Origin of the sequence: uncultured Tateyamaria sp. (assembly GCF_947497045.1) — a bacterium.
Classification (GTDB): Bacteria; Pseudomonadota; Alphaproteobacteria; order Rhodobacterales; family Rhodobacteraceae; genus Tateyamaria.
The window spans coordinates 323,539-336,850 of record NZ_CANMEU010000002.1 but is presented as its reverse complement, the minus strand read 5'-3'; the positions used below and the strand labels follow the sequence as shown (position 1 = coordinate 336,850).

The 13,312-nt window shown below is 62.1% G+C and carries 17 protein-coding genes; 8 read left to right on the top strand and 9 right to left on the bottom strand.

Annotation, left to right across the window (positions count from 1 at the left end):
- Positions 1-23 precede the first annotated feature (23 nt).
- Positions 24-326: a DUF6477 family protein gene (locus Q0859_RS05115; protein ID WP_299148251.1), complete on the bottom strand. Its 303-nt coding sequence runs from the start codon at positions 324-326 to the stop codon at positions 24-26.
- Between the two features lie 270 nt (positions 327-596).
- On the opposite strand from Q0859_RS05115, the gene Q0859_RS05110 reads away from it, so the two are divergent.
- The 3 genes from Q0859_RS05110 (at position 597) to lipA (ending at position 3,412) form a co-directional block, all read left to right on the top strand.
- On the top strand, positions 597-1,733 hold the full coding sequence (locus tag Q0859_RS05110; RefSeq protein WP_299148248.1) for a DUF6456 domain-containing protein: 1,137 nt from the start codon (positions 597-599) through the stop codon (positions 1,731-1,733).
- A gap of 205 nt (positions 1,734-1,938) precedes the next feature.
- A complete protein-coding gene (locus tag Q0859_RS05105; protein WP_299148246.1) occupies positions 1,939-2,376 on the top strand; it encodes a hypothetical protein in 438 nt (145 codons plus the stop codon).
- A gap of 82 nt (positions 2,377-2,458) precedes the next feature.
- A complete protein-coding gene (lipA, locus tag Q0859_RS05100; protein WP_299148244.1) occupies positions 2,459-3,412 on the top strand; it encodes a lipoyl synthase in 954 nt (317 codons plus the stop codon).
- A gap of 5 nt (positions 3,413-3,417) precedes the next feature.
- Here the strand turns inward: lipA and Q0859_RS05095 are convergent, their stop codons facing one another.
- Together Q0859_RS05095 and Q0859_RS05090 are read right to left on the bottom strand one after the other, a co-directional pair.
- The gene (locus tag Q0859_RS05095; protein ID WP_299148242.1) at positions 3,418-4,311 is read right to left on the bottom strand and encodes a cytochrome c; all 894 of its coding nucleotides are present in this window, start codon (positions 4,309-4,311) and stop codon (positions 3,418-3,420) included.
- A 9-nt stretch (positions 4,312-4,320) separates the two neighbouring features.
- A complete protein-coding gene (locus Q0859_RS05090) occupies positions 4,321-4,797 on the bottom strand; it encodes a cytochrome c (protein WP_299148238.1) in 477 nt (158 codons plus the stop codon).
- A gap of 291 nt (positions 4,798-5,088) precedes the next feature.
- Here Q0859_RS05090 and Q0859_RS05085 point away from each other — a divergent pair, with 291 nt between their 5' ends.
- Complete coding sequence (locus Q0859_RS05085) at positions 5,089-5,289, top strand: hypothetical protein (RefSeq protein ID WP_299148236.1); 201 nt, start codon at positions 5,089-5,091, stop codon at positions 5,287-5,289.
- Here the strand turns inward: Q0859_RS05085 and hpt are convergent.
- Positions 5,273-5,818, bottom strand: coding sequence for a hypoxanthine phosphoribosyltransferase (gene hpt, locus Q0859_RS05080; protein ID WP_299148234.1), 546 nt, complete (start codon positions 5,816-5,818; stop codon positions 5,273-5,275). The two genes, Q0859_RS05085 and hpt, sit on opposite strands and share 17 nt — an antisense overlap.
- 76 nt (positions 5,819-5,894) lie before the next feature.
- Here hpt and Q0859_RS05075 point away from each other — a divergent pair, with 76 nt between their 5' ends.
- Together Q0859_RS05075 and Q0859_RS05070 are read left to right on the top strand one after the other, a co-directional pair.
- Complete coding sequence (locus Q0859_RS05075; protein ID WP_299148232.1) at positions 5,895-6,338, top strand: type II toxin-antitoxin system RatA family toxin; 444 nt, start codon at positions 5,895-5,897, stop codon at positions 6,336-6,338.
- Between the two features lie 24 nt (positions 6,339-6,362).
- On the top strand, positions 6,363-7,610 hold the full coding sequence (locus tag Q0859_RS05070; RefSeq protein ID WP_299148230.1) for an MmgE/PrpD family protein: 1,248 nt from the start codon (positions 6,363-6,365) through the stop codon (positions 7,608-7,610).
- On the opposite strand, the gene Q0859_RS05065 is transcribed toward Q0859_RS05070, so the two are convergent.
- The 5 genes from Q0859_RS05065 to ispD all read right to left on the bottom strand — a co-directional run bounded on the left by Q0859_RS05065 (position 7,592) and on the right by ispD (position 11,040).
- Complete coding sequence (locus Q0859_RS05065) at positions 7,592-8,773, bottom strand: ammonium transporter (protein ID WP_299148228.1); 1,182 nt, start codon at positions 8,771-8,773, stop codon at positions 7,592-7,594. The two genes, Q0859_RS05070 and Q0859_RS05065, sit on opposite strands and share 19 nt — an antisense overlap.
- A gap of 174 nt (positions 8,774-8,947) precedes the next feature.
- On the bottom strand, positions 8,948-9,421 hold the full coding sequence (locus tag Q0859_RS05060; RefSeq protein ID WP_299148225.1) for a CinA family protein: 474 nt from the start codon (positions 9,419-9,421) through the stop codon (positions 8,948-8,950).
- Complete coding sequence (locus Q0859_RS05055; protein WP_299148924.1) at positions 9,418-9,900, bottom strand: phosphatidylglycerophosphatase A; 483 nt, start codon at positions 9,898-9,900, stop codon at positions 9,418-9,420. Before Q0859_RS05055 ends, Q0859_RS05060 begins: the two co-directional genes overlap by 4 nt.
- Before the next feature lie 8 nt (positions 9,901-9,908).
- A complete protein-coding gene (ispF, locus tag Q0859_RS05050) occupies positions 9,909-10,388 on the bottom strand; it encodes a 2-C-methyl-D-erythritol 2,4-cyclodiphosphate synthase (protein ID WP_299148222.1) in 480 nt (159 codons plus the stop codon).
- Positions 10,378-11,040: a 2-C-methyl-D-erythritol 4-phosphate cytidylyltransferase gene (gene ispD, locus Q0859_RS05045; protein WP_299148220.1), complete on the bottom strand. Its 663-nt coding sequence runs from the start codon at positions 11,038-11,040 to the stop codon at positions 10,378-10,380. The genes ispF and ispD overlap by 11 nt, the downstream gene beginning before the upstream one ends.
- 195 nt (positions 11,041-11,235) lie before the next feature.
- On the opposite strand from ispD, the gene dusB reads away from it, so the two are divergent.
- Positions 11,236-12,216 carry a tRNA dihydrouridine synthase DusB gene (gene dusB / locus Q0859_RS05040; RefSeq protein ID WP_299148217.1) on the top strand — a complete coding sequence of 327 codons (981 nt, stop codon included), beginning with the start codon at positions 11,236-11,238 and terminating at the stop codon, positions 12,214-12,216.
- Complete coding sequence (locus Q0859_RS05035) at positions 12,213-13,310, top strand: ATP-binding protein (RefSeq protein ID WP_299148214.1); 1,098 nt, start codon at positions 12,213-12,215, stop codon at positions 13,308-13,310. The genes dusB and Q0859_RS05035 overlap by 4 nt, the downstream gene beginning before the upstream one ends.
- Positions 13,311-13,312 lie beyond the last annotated feature (2 nt).

Below are 13,312 nucleotides of genomic sequence, written 5' to 3'. Positions count from 1 at the left end.
TGTAGTCGGGCCTGCCGGGTCGATCAGGACGCCACCGGATCGGCCTGAGCGGCGCGCAGAATGCGGGCCTCGCCCACAATGGCGATCAGAATGTCGATGTGACGCAACAGGCTGTAGGACGAATCATCACCGATGCGCATCGTGTTGAGATCACCTTCGATCTCCATCAGGCGCATTAGGGCTGCCCCGTGGCGCGGCAGGCTGCCATATCCCAACAGGCGGGGCAGATGGGCCGTGCGGCGGTAATCTTCGGCCCCGATACGCGCAGCGCGCATCAACAGGCGTGGACGGTGCAGGGCGTTCAACATGGATAGGATATCTTGCATTTCCGGTGCTCCTTCTGGTGTGTGTCACACCGATCCCCACCGGCCGTGACTTCCTCACCTTGGCACAACCTGAACGGGTGTTGCGTGCAGCGCGGTGCACCCGTTCGTTCGTTTATCAACTGTTTATCTTTTAGAAACAATGCTGGGCATCTCGACGAATGTTAACGAACAAGTAACCAATGCACCCTTAGGTTGTGTGGATAAGCTGTGGAAAACCGAAGCGTCTCGCAATGACTTTGGGCCCGGTAGGAAGAGGACGGACACGACATCATGTACCAGACTGACAGGCCACATCCTGTGCTGTCGGGGATGCCCCCATGGGTGCCCGACGCCGCCTTGCACTACCTTGCGCATACCGAGGCCGGTTTGCCGATCCGTGAATTGGCGCGCAAGTCCGGCTGCCATGCCTCTACCGTTTTGCGCCAGATTCGCCGGTTCGAGACCCGGCGCGATGATCCGCTGATTGATGCGGTGCTGCGCAAGCTGGGATCACGGGTTACCCGCAAAGGTTCGTCGACTGCACCTGCGCAACAAAAGGAATGCTCTGATATGCATGCTGTCGCACTTGATCAAAGCCCCGATACACCGACCCTGACCCGCGATGCCCAACGTATCCTGCGCCGCCTGTGCGAGACCGGCGCGGTGCTGGCTGTCGCGGTCGATATGGAAAAGGCCGTTGTTGTGCGTGATGGCGCAACGGGGGCCAGCACCCGCACCGCGGTGGTCGATCGCAAGGTGGCCGAGGCCATGGCCCTGCAGGACTGGATTGTCGCAGATACCGCCGGGCGCATCACCCGCTACAAGATCACGCCAGCGGGACGCACCGCTTTGGCCGACATGATGGGCGAGGCCGGGCAGGACCTGCACGGTATGGCCGAAGCGCCAGCCGAATTTGCCGATCAGCACCGCGTGTGGGGCGAACGCACGGTGCGCGACAACGAGACGGGTCAGCCGCGCAAGGTCCGCTACAATCTGGCCGAGTCGCCGCTGACCGCCCTTGCGCGGCGACGCGACAAGGGGGGCGCACCCTTTCTGACGGATGATCTTGTGAGCGCCGGCGAGCGTCTGCGCGAAGATTTTGAACTGGCGCAGATGGGGCCGCGCGTGGCTCAAAACTGGGATCGGTTTTTGACAGGGGGCGGACGTGGCGGTTTTGCTCAGGACAGTGGGGTGGGCAATGGGCCCGAAGGCGCGCGGCGTCGTGTGGGCCATGCGCTCAAGGATCTTGGGCCGGGTCTGTCGGATGTGGTGTTGCGCTGTTGTTGTTACCTTGAAGGGCTTGAGTCGGCGGAAAAGCGGCTGGGTTGGTCAGCCCGGTCCGGCAAGATCGTGCTGCGCATCGCACTGATGCGCCTGAAACAGCATTATGACGAGACGACGGGACCGGGGGGCGGCATGATTGGCTGACCTGATCTGATCCTGATTGAAATGGCGCTGCGATCCCTCCCTTGCAGCGCCATTTTTTTGTCTGACGCAATCTGATTGGCGCTGCGCGACGCGATATTTCAGGGGGCTCTGCCCCCGGCCTTGCGGCCTCCCCCGGAGTTTACTTGGCAAGATGAAGTTGGATCGGCATTAGGGGACGGATGTAGGTTTTGTCGCGGGGGGTGTGATGTCGGAACAAAATAGAGAGGGGCTGGCGCTGTTGGTTCTGCGCCTTGGTCTGGCGTGGTTCATTTTTTTGTGGGCGGCGCACAAGGTCATCACGCCCAAGCAATATCAGGGGCTTGCCCGGCATTTTGACGGTATCGATCTGGAATTTACCACCATCTATGCGGTGGCGGGCGTGCAAGTCCTGATCTGTGTGTTGGTTGCGGTTGGTGCGGTGCGCTGGATCAGCTATCCGGCCCTTGCGCTGATGCATCTGTTCACGGTTTTGCGCCGGTGGGAGGGGTTTTTCGATCCCTTTACCCTCAATGATCGCGGCTTTCCCATTCATCGCAATCAGGTCATCGATCTGGCCGTGCTGGGGGCGATGATCGCTTTGATCCTGTTGATCCATCGCGATCGTTGGAGCGTGGGTGCATGGTGGAAAAGGCGCGGTGCATAGCGGCCATGCGCCGCGTGGTATTCTTTTGCCCCCGCCTTGTGTTAGAAGCAGTTTAACGCTGAACTATTCCGAGGCTCTGCCCATGCGCGATTTGAAAATTCCCGAACAGCGCCATCCTGAAAAGGCGCGCCGTCCTGACAATCCGCAGCCCAAGAAGCCCGACTGGATCAGGGTCAAGGCCCCCGGTGGCCAAGGCTATACCGACACTGCCAAGATCATGCGCGACAACAACCTTGTGACGGTCTGCGAAGAGGCGGGGTGTCCCAATGTGGGCGAATGCTGGTCCCAAGGCCACGCGACGATGATGATCATGGGTGAGGTCTGTACCCGTGCCTGCACGTTCTGCAACATCGCCACCGGAAAACCGCCCGAAGATCTGGATGCGTTCGAGCCGGGCCGTGTGGCCCATGCGGTTGAGAAGCTGGGCTTGAACCATGTGGTCATCACGTCCGTGGACCGCGATGACATCAAGGATGGTGGGGCGGATCACTTTGCACAGACCATTCGCGCCATTCGCCATCGCAGCCCCGATACGACCATCGAAATCCTGACACCAGATTTTATTCGCTGTGATCCCAGTGTGCTGGAGGTCGTTGTTGATGCGCGCCCCGATGTGTTCAACCACAACCTCGAAACCGTACCGGGCCTTTATCCCGAGGTGCGACCGGGCGCGCGCTACTTCCATTCCCTGCGCCTGCTGCAACGGGTCAAGGAACTGGACCCGTCCATGTTCACCAAATCGGGCATCATGGTCGGCCTTGGTGAGGATCGCCAATCGGTCATGCAGGTCATGGAGGACATGCGCGCCGCCGACATCGATTTCCTGACTATCGGTCAGTATTTGCAGCCAACCCCCAAACACCACCGGGTGGATCGCTTTGTGCATCCGGACGAATTTGCAGCCTATGAAAAGGCGGCCTATGGCAAGGGGTTCTTGATGGTTTCGGCCACGCCGCTGACCCGTTCGTCCTATCATGCGGGTGACGATTTTGCGCGGTTGCGGGCCGCCCGGCAGAAAAAGCTGAACCTCGCCTGAACAGGTCAGGGAATGGCGGGCAGGGCCTTGATATAGGCGGCGATGGCGGCACGGTCCGCCTCGGGCAGTTGTGACAGGTTTTCAACCACCTCTGCCATTTTGCCACCTGCGCTGTCATAGTCGGGCGTGAAGCCGGATGTGAAGTAGGCGATCAGATCGTTCTCGCTCCAGTCAAGGACAGCAGGTGTGATATTGGGGATTGTGCCCTTGCCCGAAGGGTTCGGCGCACCGGCCATCCAGCGCGCGCGATCAAGCCCGCCAAGGGCGTTCCGGCTTGTATGGCACTCGGTGCAATGGCTCAGCCCTTCGGCCAGATAGCGGCCGCGTTGCAGGATGGGATCGTCCGTTGCCACTACAAAATCCTTGGCCACAAACAACCGCTTCCACAGGCCCAGGCCGCGCCGGATGTTGAAGGGAAAGCCGACATCATGGGGTCGGTTCACCGCATCACTGGGCGGTAGCGTCTGAATATAGGCAAACAGGTCGGCCACATCGCCGGGGGTGGCGTGTTGGTAGGCGGCATAGGGGAAGGCCGGGTAGTAATGTTGCCCTTGGGGTGAGACGCCCAACGTGACCGCCCGCGCGAATCCCTGTGCAGACCACGCGCCGATGCCATGGTCGGGATGGGGTGAGATGTTGGGGGCATAGAAGGTGCCAAACTCGGTCACAAAGGGCAGACCGCCCGCCAGAACAGGCGGGGCTGCGCCGTCGGTCTCGGCCTCTGGGGCGGTGTGACAGGACGCGCATCCTCCTGCATGAAACACCAGCGCACCGTTTTCAGGGTCAGGAATGTGATCCGCCGCGAAATTGTCGGGCAGGGATGCGGGCCGGGTCAGGACCCAGCCCAAGCCGATTGCCAAAGCCACCAGCACGACGCCAGCCCGCAACGCCCATCCCATGGCGCGCGCTTAGTTCTTTGGCCCGCGATAGGGTTTGTGACAGGCCCCGCAGGCATCACCCACACCTTTCATCGCGCCGCGCAGGGCCTCAAGGTCCGTACCGGCGGCCGTGACCATCGCCGCTGCTGCCGTTTCCAGACCGACAGCCTTTTCCTCGAACCCGGCAGCGTCACTCCAGATTTCAGCCTTGGCGCGCGATCCTGCGACAGCACCCTGTTCGGTGCCCTCGACCCACAAGACCGCACGGTTCATTTCAGCTGCGGCAGCCAGATTTTCGGCGGCGGCGGTGGCCGTTGCGGTATCATATGGCGTTTCACCCTTTGCCATGCTGCCAAGCAGGCCGGTGTGATAGGAAATCATGCCCATCTGCGCGTTGCGCGCTTTGACGGGCCCCTCAAGAGCGGGGTTGGCGTGACTGGCGGCGAAGGCCGCGACGGTCATGGCTGTGATCCCGAAGGTGGCCAGGGCGAGACTGGAAAGGCGCATCGTTTGAAACTCCGTTTTTCGTTGCTATGCCACAGTGTTAGCGCAAAAAGCGCGCGCGCCATAATCACAACTGCCCGGCGACGCAAAAATAGCGGGAGAGCAGGGCGATGGCCCATCTGCACCCGGCCCCATTTGGCCCGTCATGTGACATGGTGACGTTCGCGTAAGTCACGGATTAAGCGGGAAGAAATCGAAGGGTTAACAACCTTTGCGTGTGGTGGTTTTGCTTGACAGATCCGCATGTTCAACCGACGATAGAATTTAGGGGAGCTGGGCACAATGGGGGGCCATATGAGCGACAAATCATTGATTGTCAGAACGCTGAAGGGGATCATCAGCCGCTTGGATCCCAAGCAATCCGACGTGGCGATTTGCCATTTGCGCGACGCGATTGCCGCAATTGAAGCGGTGAGTGCGGGGCGTGCGACGGAATATGCACGCGATGACACCATTCGCAACGGTGTCGTGGGGCGGGTTACCCCGTTTCGGTGAACCGCACCTTGCCGATATAGGGCAGGTTCCGGTTGCGTTGGGCAAAGTCGATCCCGTAGCCCACGACAAATTCATCCGGTATTTCAAAGCCTGTCCAGTTGGCTTTGACGTCGACCTCGCGGCGGCTTGGCTTGTCGAGCAGCGCAATGGTGCGCAGCTTGGCAGGCTTGCGCCCTTTCAGCAGCCGGATCACGTGGTGCATCGTATATCCGGTGTCCACGATATCTTCGACGACCAGCACGTCACGCCCTTCAATTGCGCCACGCAAGTCTTTGAGAATACGGACTTCCCGGCTGCTTTCCATGCCATCACCATAGGATGAGGCCTCAAGGAAATCGACCTCGATCGGCAGGTCCAACTCGCGCACAAGATCCGCGATGAACACGAAACTGCCGCGCAACAGGCCCACCACGATCAGCTTGTCGGTGCCTTCGAACTCGGACTGGATTTCGCGGCACAAGGCCTCGATCCGGGCCGCGATGGCCTTGGCCGAGATCATCTGGTCTATGACATATGGCCGCTGTGGCATGGTCGTCCCCTTGATTTCGTGGATCTTTCGCGACACATCCATGCGCAACCGTTCCTGCAAGGCCTTGTCTAACCCAATGCCCACCCATTCCGAAACCCGCTTCCTGCCTTACAGTGCTCAACAGATGTATGATCTGGTCGCGGATGTCGCCTCGTACCCTCAATTCCTGCCCTGGTGTGCGGCGGCGCGGGTGCGCAAAGTGATCCCAAAGGGCGATCACGAGGTGATGGAGGCGGATCTGGTGATCAGCTTCAAAGTGTTTCGCGAACGCTTTACCAGCCGGGTGGTTTTGTACCCCGAGGCCCACAAGATCGACACCGAATATCTGGATGGCCCGTTTCGCTATATGAAGTCGAACTGGGCCTTTTCAGAGGCTGAGGGCGGCTGTGAAGTGTCGTTTTTTGTGGACTTCGAGTTCAGGAATGCGATCCTGCAAGGCATCATCGGGGTGGTCTTCAACGAGGCGATGCAGCGCATCGTGCGCGCGTTCGAGCGGCGCGCCGCAGCACTTTACAGCTGAGCACGACCCGGCCGGGAGGATGTTTTGCGACGGGGTAGTGGTGAGATCACCGACGTGCTGCTGGACTATGCGCAGGCTACGCCCCCACCCGAGGTGCGCGATGTCATGGCGCTGTCTCTGCTGGATTGGGCGGCTTGCGGGATTGCGGGCCATGCCGAAGGCGCGTTTGCGCAGTGGAGTGCCACGCTGAGGACACCCGGACCGTGCGTGCGCTTTGACGGTGCCCACTCCGGTGCGGCTGAGGCGGCGCTTGTGAACGGCACCTTGTCTCATGCGCTCGACTACGACGACACCCACTTTGCCCATATCGGGCACCCGTCCGTGGTGACGTGTTCGGTGGCGCTGGCCGTGGCCGAGGGGCAGGGCGCGCCCCTGTCCCTGATGCTTGATGCAGCCCTTGTGGGGGCCGAGGCATCGGTGGCTGTGGGCCTGTGGATGGGCCGCGATCACTATCAGGTCGGGTATCACCAGACCGCTACGGCCGGTGCCTTTGGCGCGACGGTGGCGGCGGGCCGTCTGATGGGCCTGACCGGCGCGCAGATGCGCCACGCCTTGGGCCTGTGCGCCAGCATGGCCTCGGGGCTCAAGGCGCAGTTCGGCACGATGGGCAAACCGCTTAACGCCGGGTTGGCCGCGCGCGCAGGCGTCGAGGCTGCGCAGTGGGCGCAGACGGGCATGACTGCCGCGCCCGACGGGCTGGCAGGCCCGCTCGGGTTTGGAGAGACGCACCACGGCACCGATGCCCCGGTTCCGTTTGACTGGCGCATGGGCAGTGTCAGCCACAAGTTTCATGCCTGTTGCCACGGGCTGCATGCCGCGCTGGAGGCGGTGCGCGGTGTCGATATGGAGGGCGCAAAGGCAGTGACAGTCCACACCCACCCCCGCTGGCTGTCGGTCTGCAACCACCCCGCCCCGGAGACAGGGTTGGGGGCCAAGTTTTCATACGCGCATGTCCTGGCGATGGCGGCGCATAGGATGGATACAGGCGATATTGGGTTGTTCAGCGATGCCTGCGCGCAGGCCCCCGATCTTGTGTCCTTTCGCCAGAAAGTGTGCGTCGTGGGCGACGAAAGCCTGTCAGAGATGCAGGCGCGGATCGACATCGACGGACAGACCTACGCCCACGATCTGGACGCGCCCCTGCCGCTTGAGGCGCGCCGCGCCCGCATTCAGGAAAAAGCCCGTGCGCTGGCGGGCGCACGGGCGGATGATTTGTGGAACGCCATCGGGGCAGCTGATCTGCCCCGTTTCGCTCAGCTGCTGACGTCGTAGGCCCGTTCGCCGTGTACGATAAGGTCGAGGCCGTTGACCTCGGTTTCCTCATCCACACGCAGCGGTGTGATGATCCGCACCACGAACACCAACACGACCGTGACGACCAACGTGTAAACGCCCACGATCACCAGCGATCCAAGCTGTGCTGCCCAGGCACCCGCCCCAAAGACCGCGATCATAACGGTGCCAAAGATGCCGCCGACTCCGTGCACCGCAAACACATCAAGCGTGTCGTCGATCTTCAGGGTGTTGCGGATCAGGTTCACCGCCTCTTGGCACAAGACGCCTGCAATGGCACCGATGATCAACGCTTCAACCGGGCCAACAAAGCCGGAGGCGGGCGTGATCGAGGCAAGGCCCGCAATCGTACCTGTGACCATGCCCACGAGGCTGGCCTTGCCGAACTTGACCTTTTCCCACAGCGCCCACGTAAGCGATGCGGTGGCCGCCGAGATATGGGTGACGGTCAGCGCCATGGCCGCGCCGCCGTCTGCGGCCAGTTGCGAGCCACCGTTGAAACCGAACCAGCCGACCCAAAGCAGCGCCGCGCCCATCATTACCATACCGGGATTGTGCGGCGGGGTGGTGGCGTTCTTGCGCGCCCCAAGGAACACGGCCAGCACAAGGGCGGCGATGCCTGCGGTTTCGTGCACCACAATGCCGCCTGCGAAATCGCGCACGCCTGTTTCGCCAAAGATACCGCCATCGGCCAGCATGCCGCCGCCCCAGACCCAGTGGACCACGGGTGCGTAGCACAAGAGCATCCACAGCCCCGAGAACAGCAACACAAAACCAAAGCCGATACGTTCGACATAAGCGCCCACAATCAGGGCCGGTGTGATGATCGCGAAGGTCATCTGAAAGGCAAAGAACAGGATCTCAGGCAACGTGCCGCTGAGCGACTCCGCTGTCACACCGCTCAGCAGCAGCTTGTCCAGCCCGCCCCAATACCCGCTGTCCCCGCCACCAAAGGCGATGGAATAGCCCGCAACGAACCAAAGGATGCTCATCAGACAGGCAATGGCATAGCAGTGCATGAAAACGCTCAGCACATTGCGCGCCCGCACCAGCCCGCCGTAAAAAAGTGCAAGGCCCGGCAATGTCATCATCAGCACCAAGGCCGTGGCCACGATGATCCACGCGGTGTCAGCTCCGTTCATGTTGTCCCCTCCGACAGATGTGTTTTCAGCGGCCATGGCGGAGGGCGCGTGCGGAAAAAAGAGGCGACAGGCCACAAAGGTGGCGCGAGAACGGGCAAAACGCGAATTGCATAAAAAAGAGGCGGAAATCCCCCGAGTATGATCAATATACAGGCATTTGGTGAAGCGGTGGCGCTAGCAGTCATCCAGGCGATCTTTGAGCAGCCCCAAGGCATGGTCGCGGGCCGCCGCGCGCACCTTCGCGCGCCCTATGGCTCCGAACTCGATCGTTTCGCTCCGTGTTCCCGATCCATCCGCGACCGCGAAACAGACCCGCCCTTCGGGCTTGAACTCGGACCCGCCCGGACCTGCAATCCCGGTGATCGAGACGGCTAGCTGCACGGGGGCGTGCGCCAGAGCCCCGGCTGCCATCTCGGCGGCAACCTCTTCGCTGACGGCCCCATGCGCCTCAAGCGTGGCCGTGGACACCCCCAGCATTTCGGTCTTGGCGGCGTTCGTGTAGGTGACAAAGCCCCGCTCGACCACGGCGGATGAACCCGGGATGTCCGTCAGGGCTGCTGCGACCATGCCCCCAGTGCAGCTTTCGGCGGTGGCGATCATCACGCCCCTGGCTTTGGCCCGCTCAAGGATGGTGGCGGCAGGATTCATGGTGTCGGCACCCCATGGGCGAGGGTCGCAAGAGCCAGCATGCCAATGGCTGCGAAGACACCTGCGATCACATCATCCAGCATCACGCCAAGCGCGTCACCACGCCGATCCGCCCAGCCCACCAGCCAGGGCTTCCAGATGTCGAACAGGCGAAAGAGGATAAAGGCAGCGATCCAACCGGGCCACATCACAAGAAGATCAAGATCCCGATCCCATGCCGCATAGAATAACGGGGCCAGCGCGATCCACTGGCCGACTACCTCATCTGCGACGATCTCCGAGGGGTCGTGATCTGTCGCACCGGCTGTCATTTGTGCCGTCGCCCACCATCCGGCCGCAAAATACAGGGCCGTTGCGGCGACCAGCAGGGGAAAGCCGCCGATCTGGTGCAGCACCCAACCCAAAGGCAGTGCCACAGCCGAGCCCCATGTGCCGGGGGCCGGGCGCAGATATCCGACGCCACCCACCGTCGCCACCATGCGCGCGATCACGGGCGCACCAAAGCGGCGGTGGCGATGCAGGCGATGCCCTCACCACGCCCTGTAAATCCAAGCCGTTCAGAGGTTGTCGCCTTGACCGACACCCGCGCCACATCCAGCCCCATGACATCGGCCATGACCTCGCGCATCCGCGCCGCATGTGGTCCGATTTTTGGAAACTCACAGATCAGGGTGCAGTCCACATTGGAAATCGCAAACCTCATCTCGGTCGCCAGATTGACGGCATGGCGCAGGAAAATATGGCTTTGTGCTCCTTTCCACTGCGGATCAGAGGGGGGAAAATGTTGCCCGATATCGCCCTTCGCCAACGCGCCATAGATGGCGTCCGTCACCGTGTGCATCCCCACATCCGCGTCCGAATGGCCCACCAGCCCCGCGTCATGGGGCACGTTCACGCCGCACAGGGTCACATGGGTTCCGGGGCCAAAGGCGTGCACGTCGAACCCGTTGCCTAGTCTAATGTCCATCGCGTCCTCGCATGATCCGCTCGGCCCGCGCAAAGTCCGCGGGGTGGGTGATTTTCAGGTTGTCTTCGTCGCCGGGCACGATGGCGACATCAAGTCCAAAGGCGCGCGCCACTTCCACATCATCCGCCGCATCGCCAGGGTGGGCCGCATGCGCGGTGGTGATCGCGTCGGCATGAAACCCCTGGGGGGTCTGGGCGCGGTAGAGGCTGGTGCGATCCTGTGTCCCGGTCACATGACCGTCCTGCGCGGTCCACAGCGCATCCGTGACGGGCAGGGCGGGGGCCGCACCGGGTGCATGTGCGAGTGCGACCAGAACCGCGCTGACGGTTTGGGGCAGGACCAGCGGGCGGGCGACATCGTGGATCAGCACATGATCCGCAGCGCAGGCAGCAAGCCCATTCCGGACGGAGGCTGCGCGCGTGGCCCCGCCGTGGACGTGGATCACCTTGTCGCTGAGGTAGGGAGCCGCGCGATCAATATCATCGGGATGCAGGACCAGCACGATCCGGTCAATTTGTGGATGGCTCTCGAACACCTGCAAGGTATGCGCCAAGATCGGCACGCCCATCAGCATTTGCCATTGTTTGGGCAGGTCTCCGCCCGCGCGCAGGCCCCGGCCAGCGGCCACGATGATGGCAGCGTTTACAGGCATATATCGGGCGTTTGCAACATGGCCAAATCTTTATGCGCTTGGTTTGTGGCTGTCCATGCCTTGTCCTGCGCGTGGAATATGCACAAAAAACAGGCAATCGTGCTAAACCAGTGCCACGAAACCCTTTGCCCTGATTGAGTACGCCTTGGGGCTGGGGTAGCTGAGGGAGACCGCACAAGGATTAGGCACATTTCCATGGCCACCGGACCACTCAATATGACCACACCCGTGATGCTGGCCCCGATGGCCGGGATCACGGATCTGCCGTTCCGCAACCTCGTGGCACGGTTCGGGGCGGGCATGGTCGTGTCGGAAATGGTGGCGAGCCACGATATGCTGAACGCACGCCCCGGCAGCCGTGAAAAGGCAGAACTGGGGCTGGATGCAGCGGCCACCGCCGTGCAGCTTGCGGGCCGCGAGGCCGCACCCATGGCCGAAGCCGCCAAGATGGTGGCCGGGCAAGGCGCGCGGGTCATCGATATCAACATGGGTTGTCCGGCAAAGAAGGTGACGCAGGGCTATTCCGGGTCGGCCCTGATGCGCGACCCTGATCATGCGCTGACGCTGATCGAGGCGGTGGTGCGCGCGGTGGACATTCCGGTGACGCTGAAAACCCGGCTTGGGTGGGATGATGCGCTGATGAACGCACCCGAGATTGCGGCGCGCGCCGAGGCGGCGGGCATCCAGCAGATCGTGATCCACGGGCGCACACGCTGCCAGTTTTACAAAGGGCAGGCGGATTGGGCCGCGATCCGCCGCGTCAAGGATGCGGTGTCGATCCCGGTGATTGCGAATGGTGACATTGTGGATGTGGCCTCGGCCCGCACGGCGCTGGCGCAATCGGGTGCGGACGGCGTGATGATCGGGCGCGGGGCGCAGGGGCGCCCCTGGCTTCTGGCCGAGATTTCCCATGCGCTTTATGGCACCGACGCGCCGGAGGTCCCCGAGGGTGCGGATTTTGTCGAGATGGTGCTGGCGCATTATGCCGAAATGCTGCACTTTTACGGTGATGTGCTGGGCTTGCGCGTCGCGCGCAAACATCTGGGCTGGTTCATGGACGCAGCAGACACGCCCGCTGACCTGCGCCGCGCTGTTCTGACAGCCAGAACCCCCGCCGAGACGCTCACCATCCTGCCTCGCGCCCTTGCGCCCGGTACTGACGTGGTGGCGGCATGACCTTGGTGGGGGACCTCTGGGCGTCGCTGCCCGTGCCTGCCATCGTGATCGGGCCGGGGGATGAGATTGTCGACATCAATTCCGCCGCCGAAGGGTTCTTCAACTCCTCCGTCAAGACCATGCGGGGGTTGCCGGTATGGGATCAACTGGCTGTGGATGCGCCACTGGAGGACAGTCTGGCGCGCGCGCGCAAGAACGGCACACCGCTGTTCGTGAATGATGTGGATGTGGGCAACGGTCAGCGCGCCCCGCTGCAATGCGCGTTGCAGATCGCACCGCTTGTAGGTGCGCCTGAACACATGGTGATGATGATCTCGCCCCGCGAACTGGCCGGGCGGATGACGCAGAACCATTCCGCCAAATCTGCGGCCAAGTCCGCGATTGGCATGGCCGAAATGCTCGCCCACGAGATCAAGAACCCGCTGGCGGGCATTACGGGTGCCGCACAACTGCTCAGCATGAGCCTTGAGCCGCAAGACCTTGAACTCACCGACCTTATTGTCGAGGAAAGCAGACGGATCGTGAAGCTGCTGGAGCAGGTCGAACAGTTTGGCAACCTCTCGCCTCCTGATCTGAAACCGGTCAACATCCACGATGTGCTGGACCGCGCCCGCCGCTCGGCGCTGCTTGGGTTCGGGGCGCAGATGACCATTATCGAGGATTACGACCCCTCGTTGCCGCTGGCTTACGGCGATCCGGATCAGCTGTTGCAGGTGGTTCTGAACCTGCTCAAGAACGCATCCGAAGCCGCCGGAGACAATGGCGGCACGATCCGGCTGCACAGCTATTTCGAACACTCCTTCCGGCTGCGCCGCGCGGATGGGTCGGGCACCTCGCTGCCGTTGCAGATCGAGATTATCGACGATGGCCCCGGTCTGCCGGACACTATTGCGGCGGATATTTTCGATCCCTTCGTGTCGGGCAAGGAAAACGGGACGGGGCTGGGCCTCGCCCTCGTCAGCAAGATCATATCGGACCACACAGGCTGGATTTCGGTCACGTCCGTGCCCGGACGCACCGTGTTCCGCCTGTCCCTGCCGCGGGCACCCAAACCTGAAACCGCATATACTGCATCTGACCCACACGAGGATTAACC

Bases quoted from the DNA above. Each gene is read 5' to 3' on its own strand.
- ispD (WP_299148220.1), bottom strand. From the start codon at position 11,040: ATGCCTGTAAACGCTGCCATCATCGTGGCCGCTGGCCGGGGCCTGCGC.
- ispF (WP_299148222.1), bottom strand. From the start codon at position 10,388: ATGGACATTAGACTAGGCAACGGGTTCGACGTGCACGCCTTTGGCCCC.
- Q0859_RS05085 (WP_299148236.1), top strand. From the start codon at position 5,089: ATGAGCGACAAATCATTGATTGTCAGAACGCTGAAGGGGATCATCAGC.
- Q0859_RS05055 (WP_299148924.1), bottom strand. From the start codon at position 9,900: ATGGTGGCGACGGTGGGTGGCGTCGGATATCTGCGCCCGGCCCCCGGC.
- Q0859_RS05095 (WP_299148242.1), bottom strand. From the start codon at position 4,311: ATGGGATGGGCGTTGCGGGCTGGCGTCGTGCTGGTGGCTTTGGCAATC.
- Q0859_RS05110 (WP_299148248.1), top strand. From the start codon at position 597: ATGTACCAGACTGACAGGCCACATCCTGTGCTGTCGGGGATGCCCCCA.
- Q0859_RS05105 (WP_299148246.1), top strand. From the start codon at position 1,939: ATGTCGGAACAAAATAGAGAGGGGCTGGCGCTGTTGGTTCTGCGCCTT.
- hpt (WP_299148234.1), bottom strand. From the start codon at position 5,818: ATGCCACAGCGGCCATATGTCATAGACCAGATGATCTCGGCCAAGGCC.
- Q0859_RS05075 (WP_299148232.1), top strand. From the start codon at position 5,895: ATGCCCACCCATTCCGAAACCCGCTTCCTGCCTTACAGTGCTCAACAG.
- Q0859_RS05090 (WP_299148238.1), bottom strand. From the start codon at position 4,797: ATGCGCCTTTCCAGTCTCGCCCTGGCCACCTTCGGGATCACAGCCATG.
- Q0859_RS05115 (WP_299148251.1), bottom strand. From the start codon at position 326: ATGCAAGATATCCTATCCATGTTGAACGCCCTGCACCGTCCACGCCTG.
- Q0859_RS05060 (WP_299148225.1), bottom strand. From the start codon at position 9,421: ATGAATCCTGCCGCCACCATCCTTGAGCGGGCCAAAGCCAGGGGCGTG.
- Q0859_RS05035 (WP_299148214.1), top strand. From the start codon at position 12,213: ATGACCTTGGTGGGGGACCTCTGGGCGTCGCTGCCCGTGCCTGCCATC.
- lipA (WP_299148244.1), top strand. From the start codon at position 2,459: ATGCGCGATTTGAAAATTCCCGAACAGCGCCATCCTGAAAAGGCGCGC.
- Q0859_RS05065 (WP_299148228.1), bottom strand. From the start codon at position 8,773: ATGAACGGAGCTGACACCGCGTGGATCATCGTGGCCACGGCCTTGGTG.
- dusB (WP_299148217.1), top strand. From the start codon at position 11,236: ATGGCCACCGGACCACTCAATATGACCACACCCGTGATGCTGGCCCCG.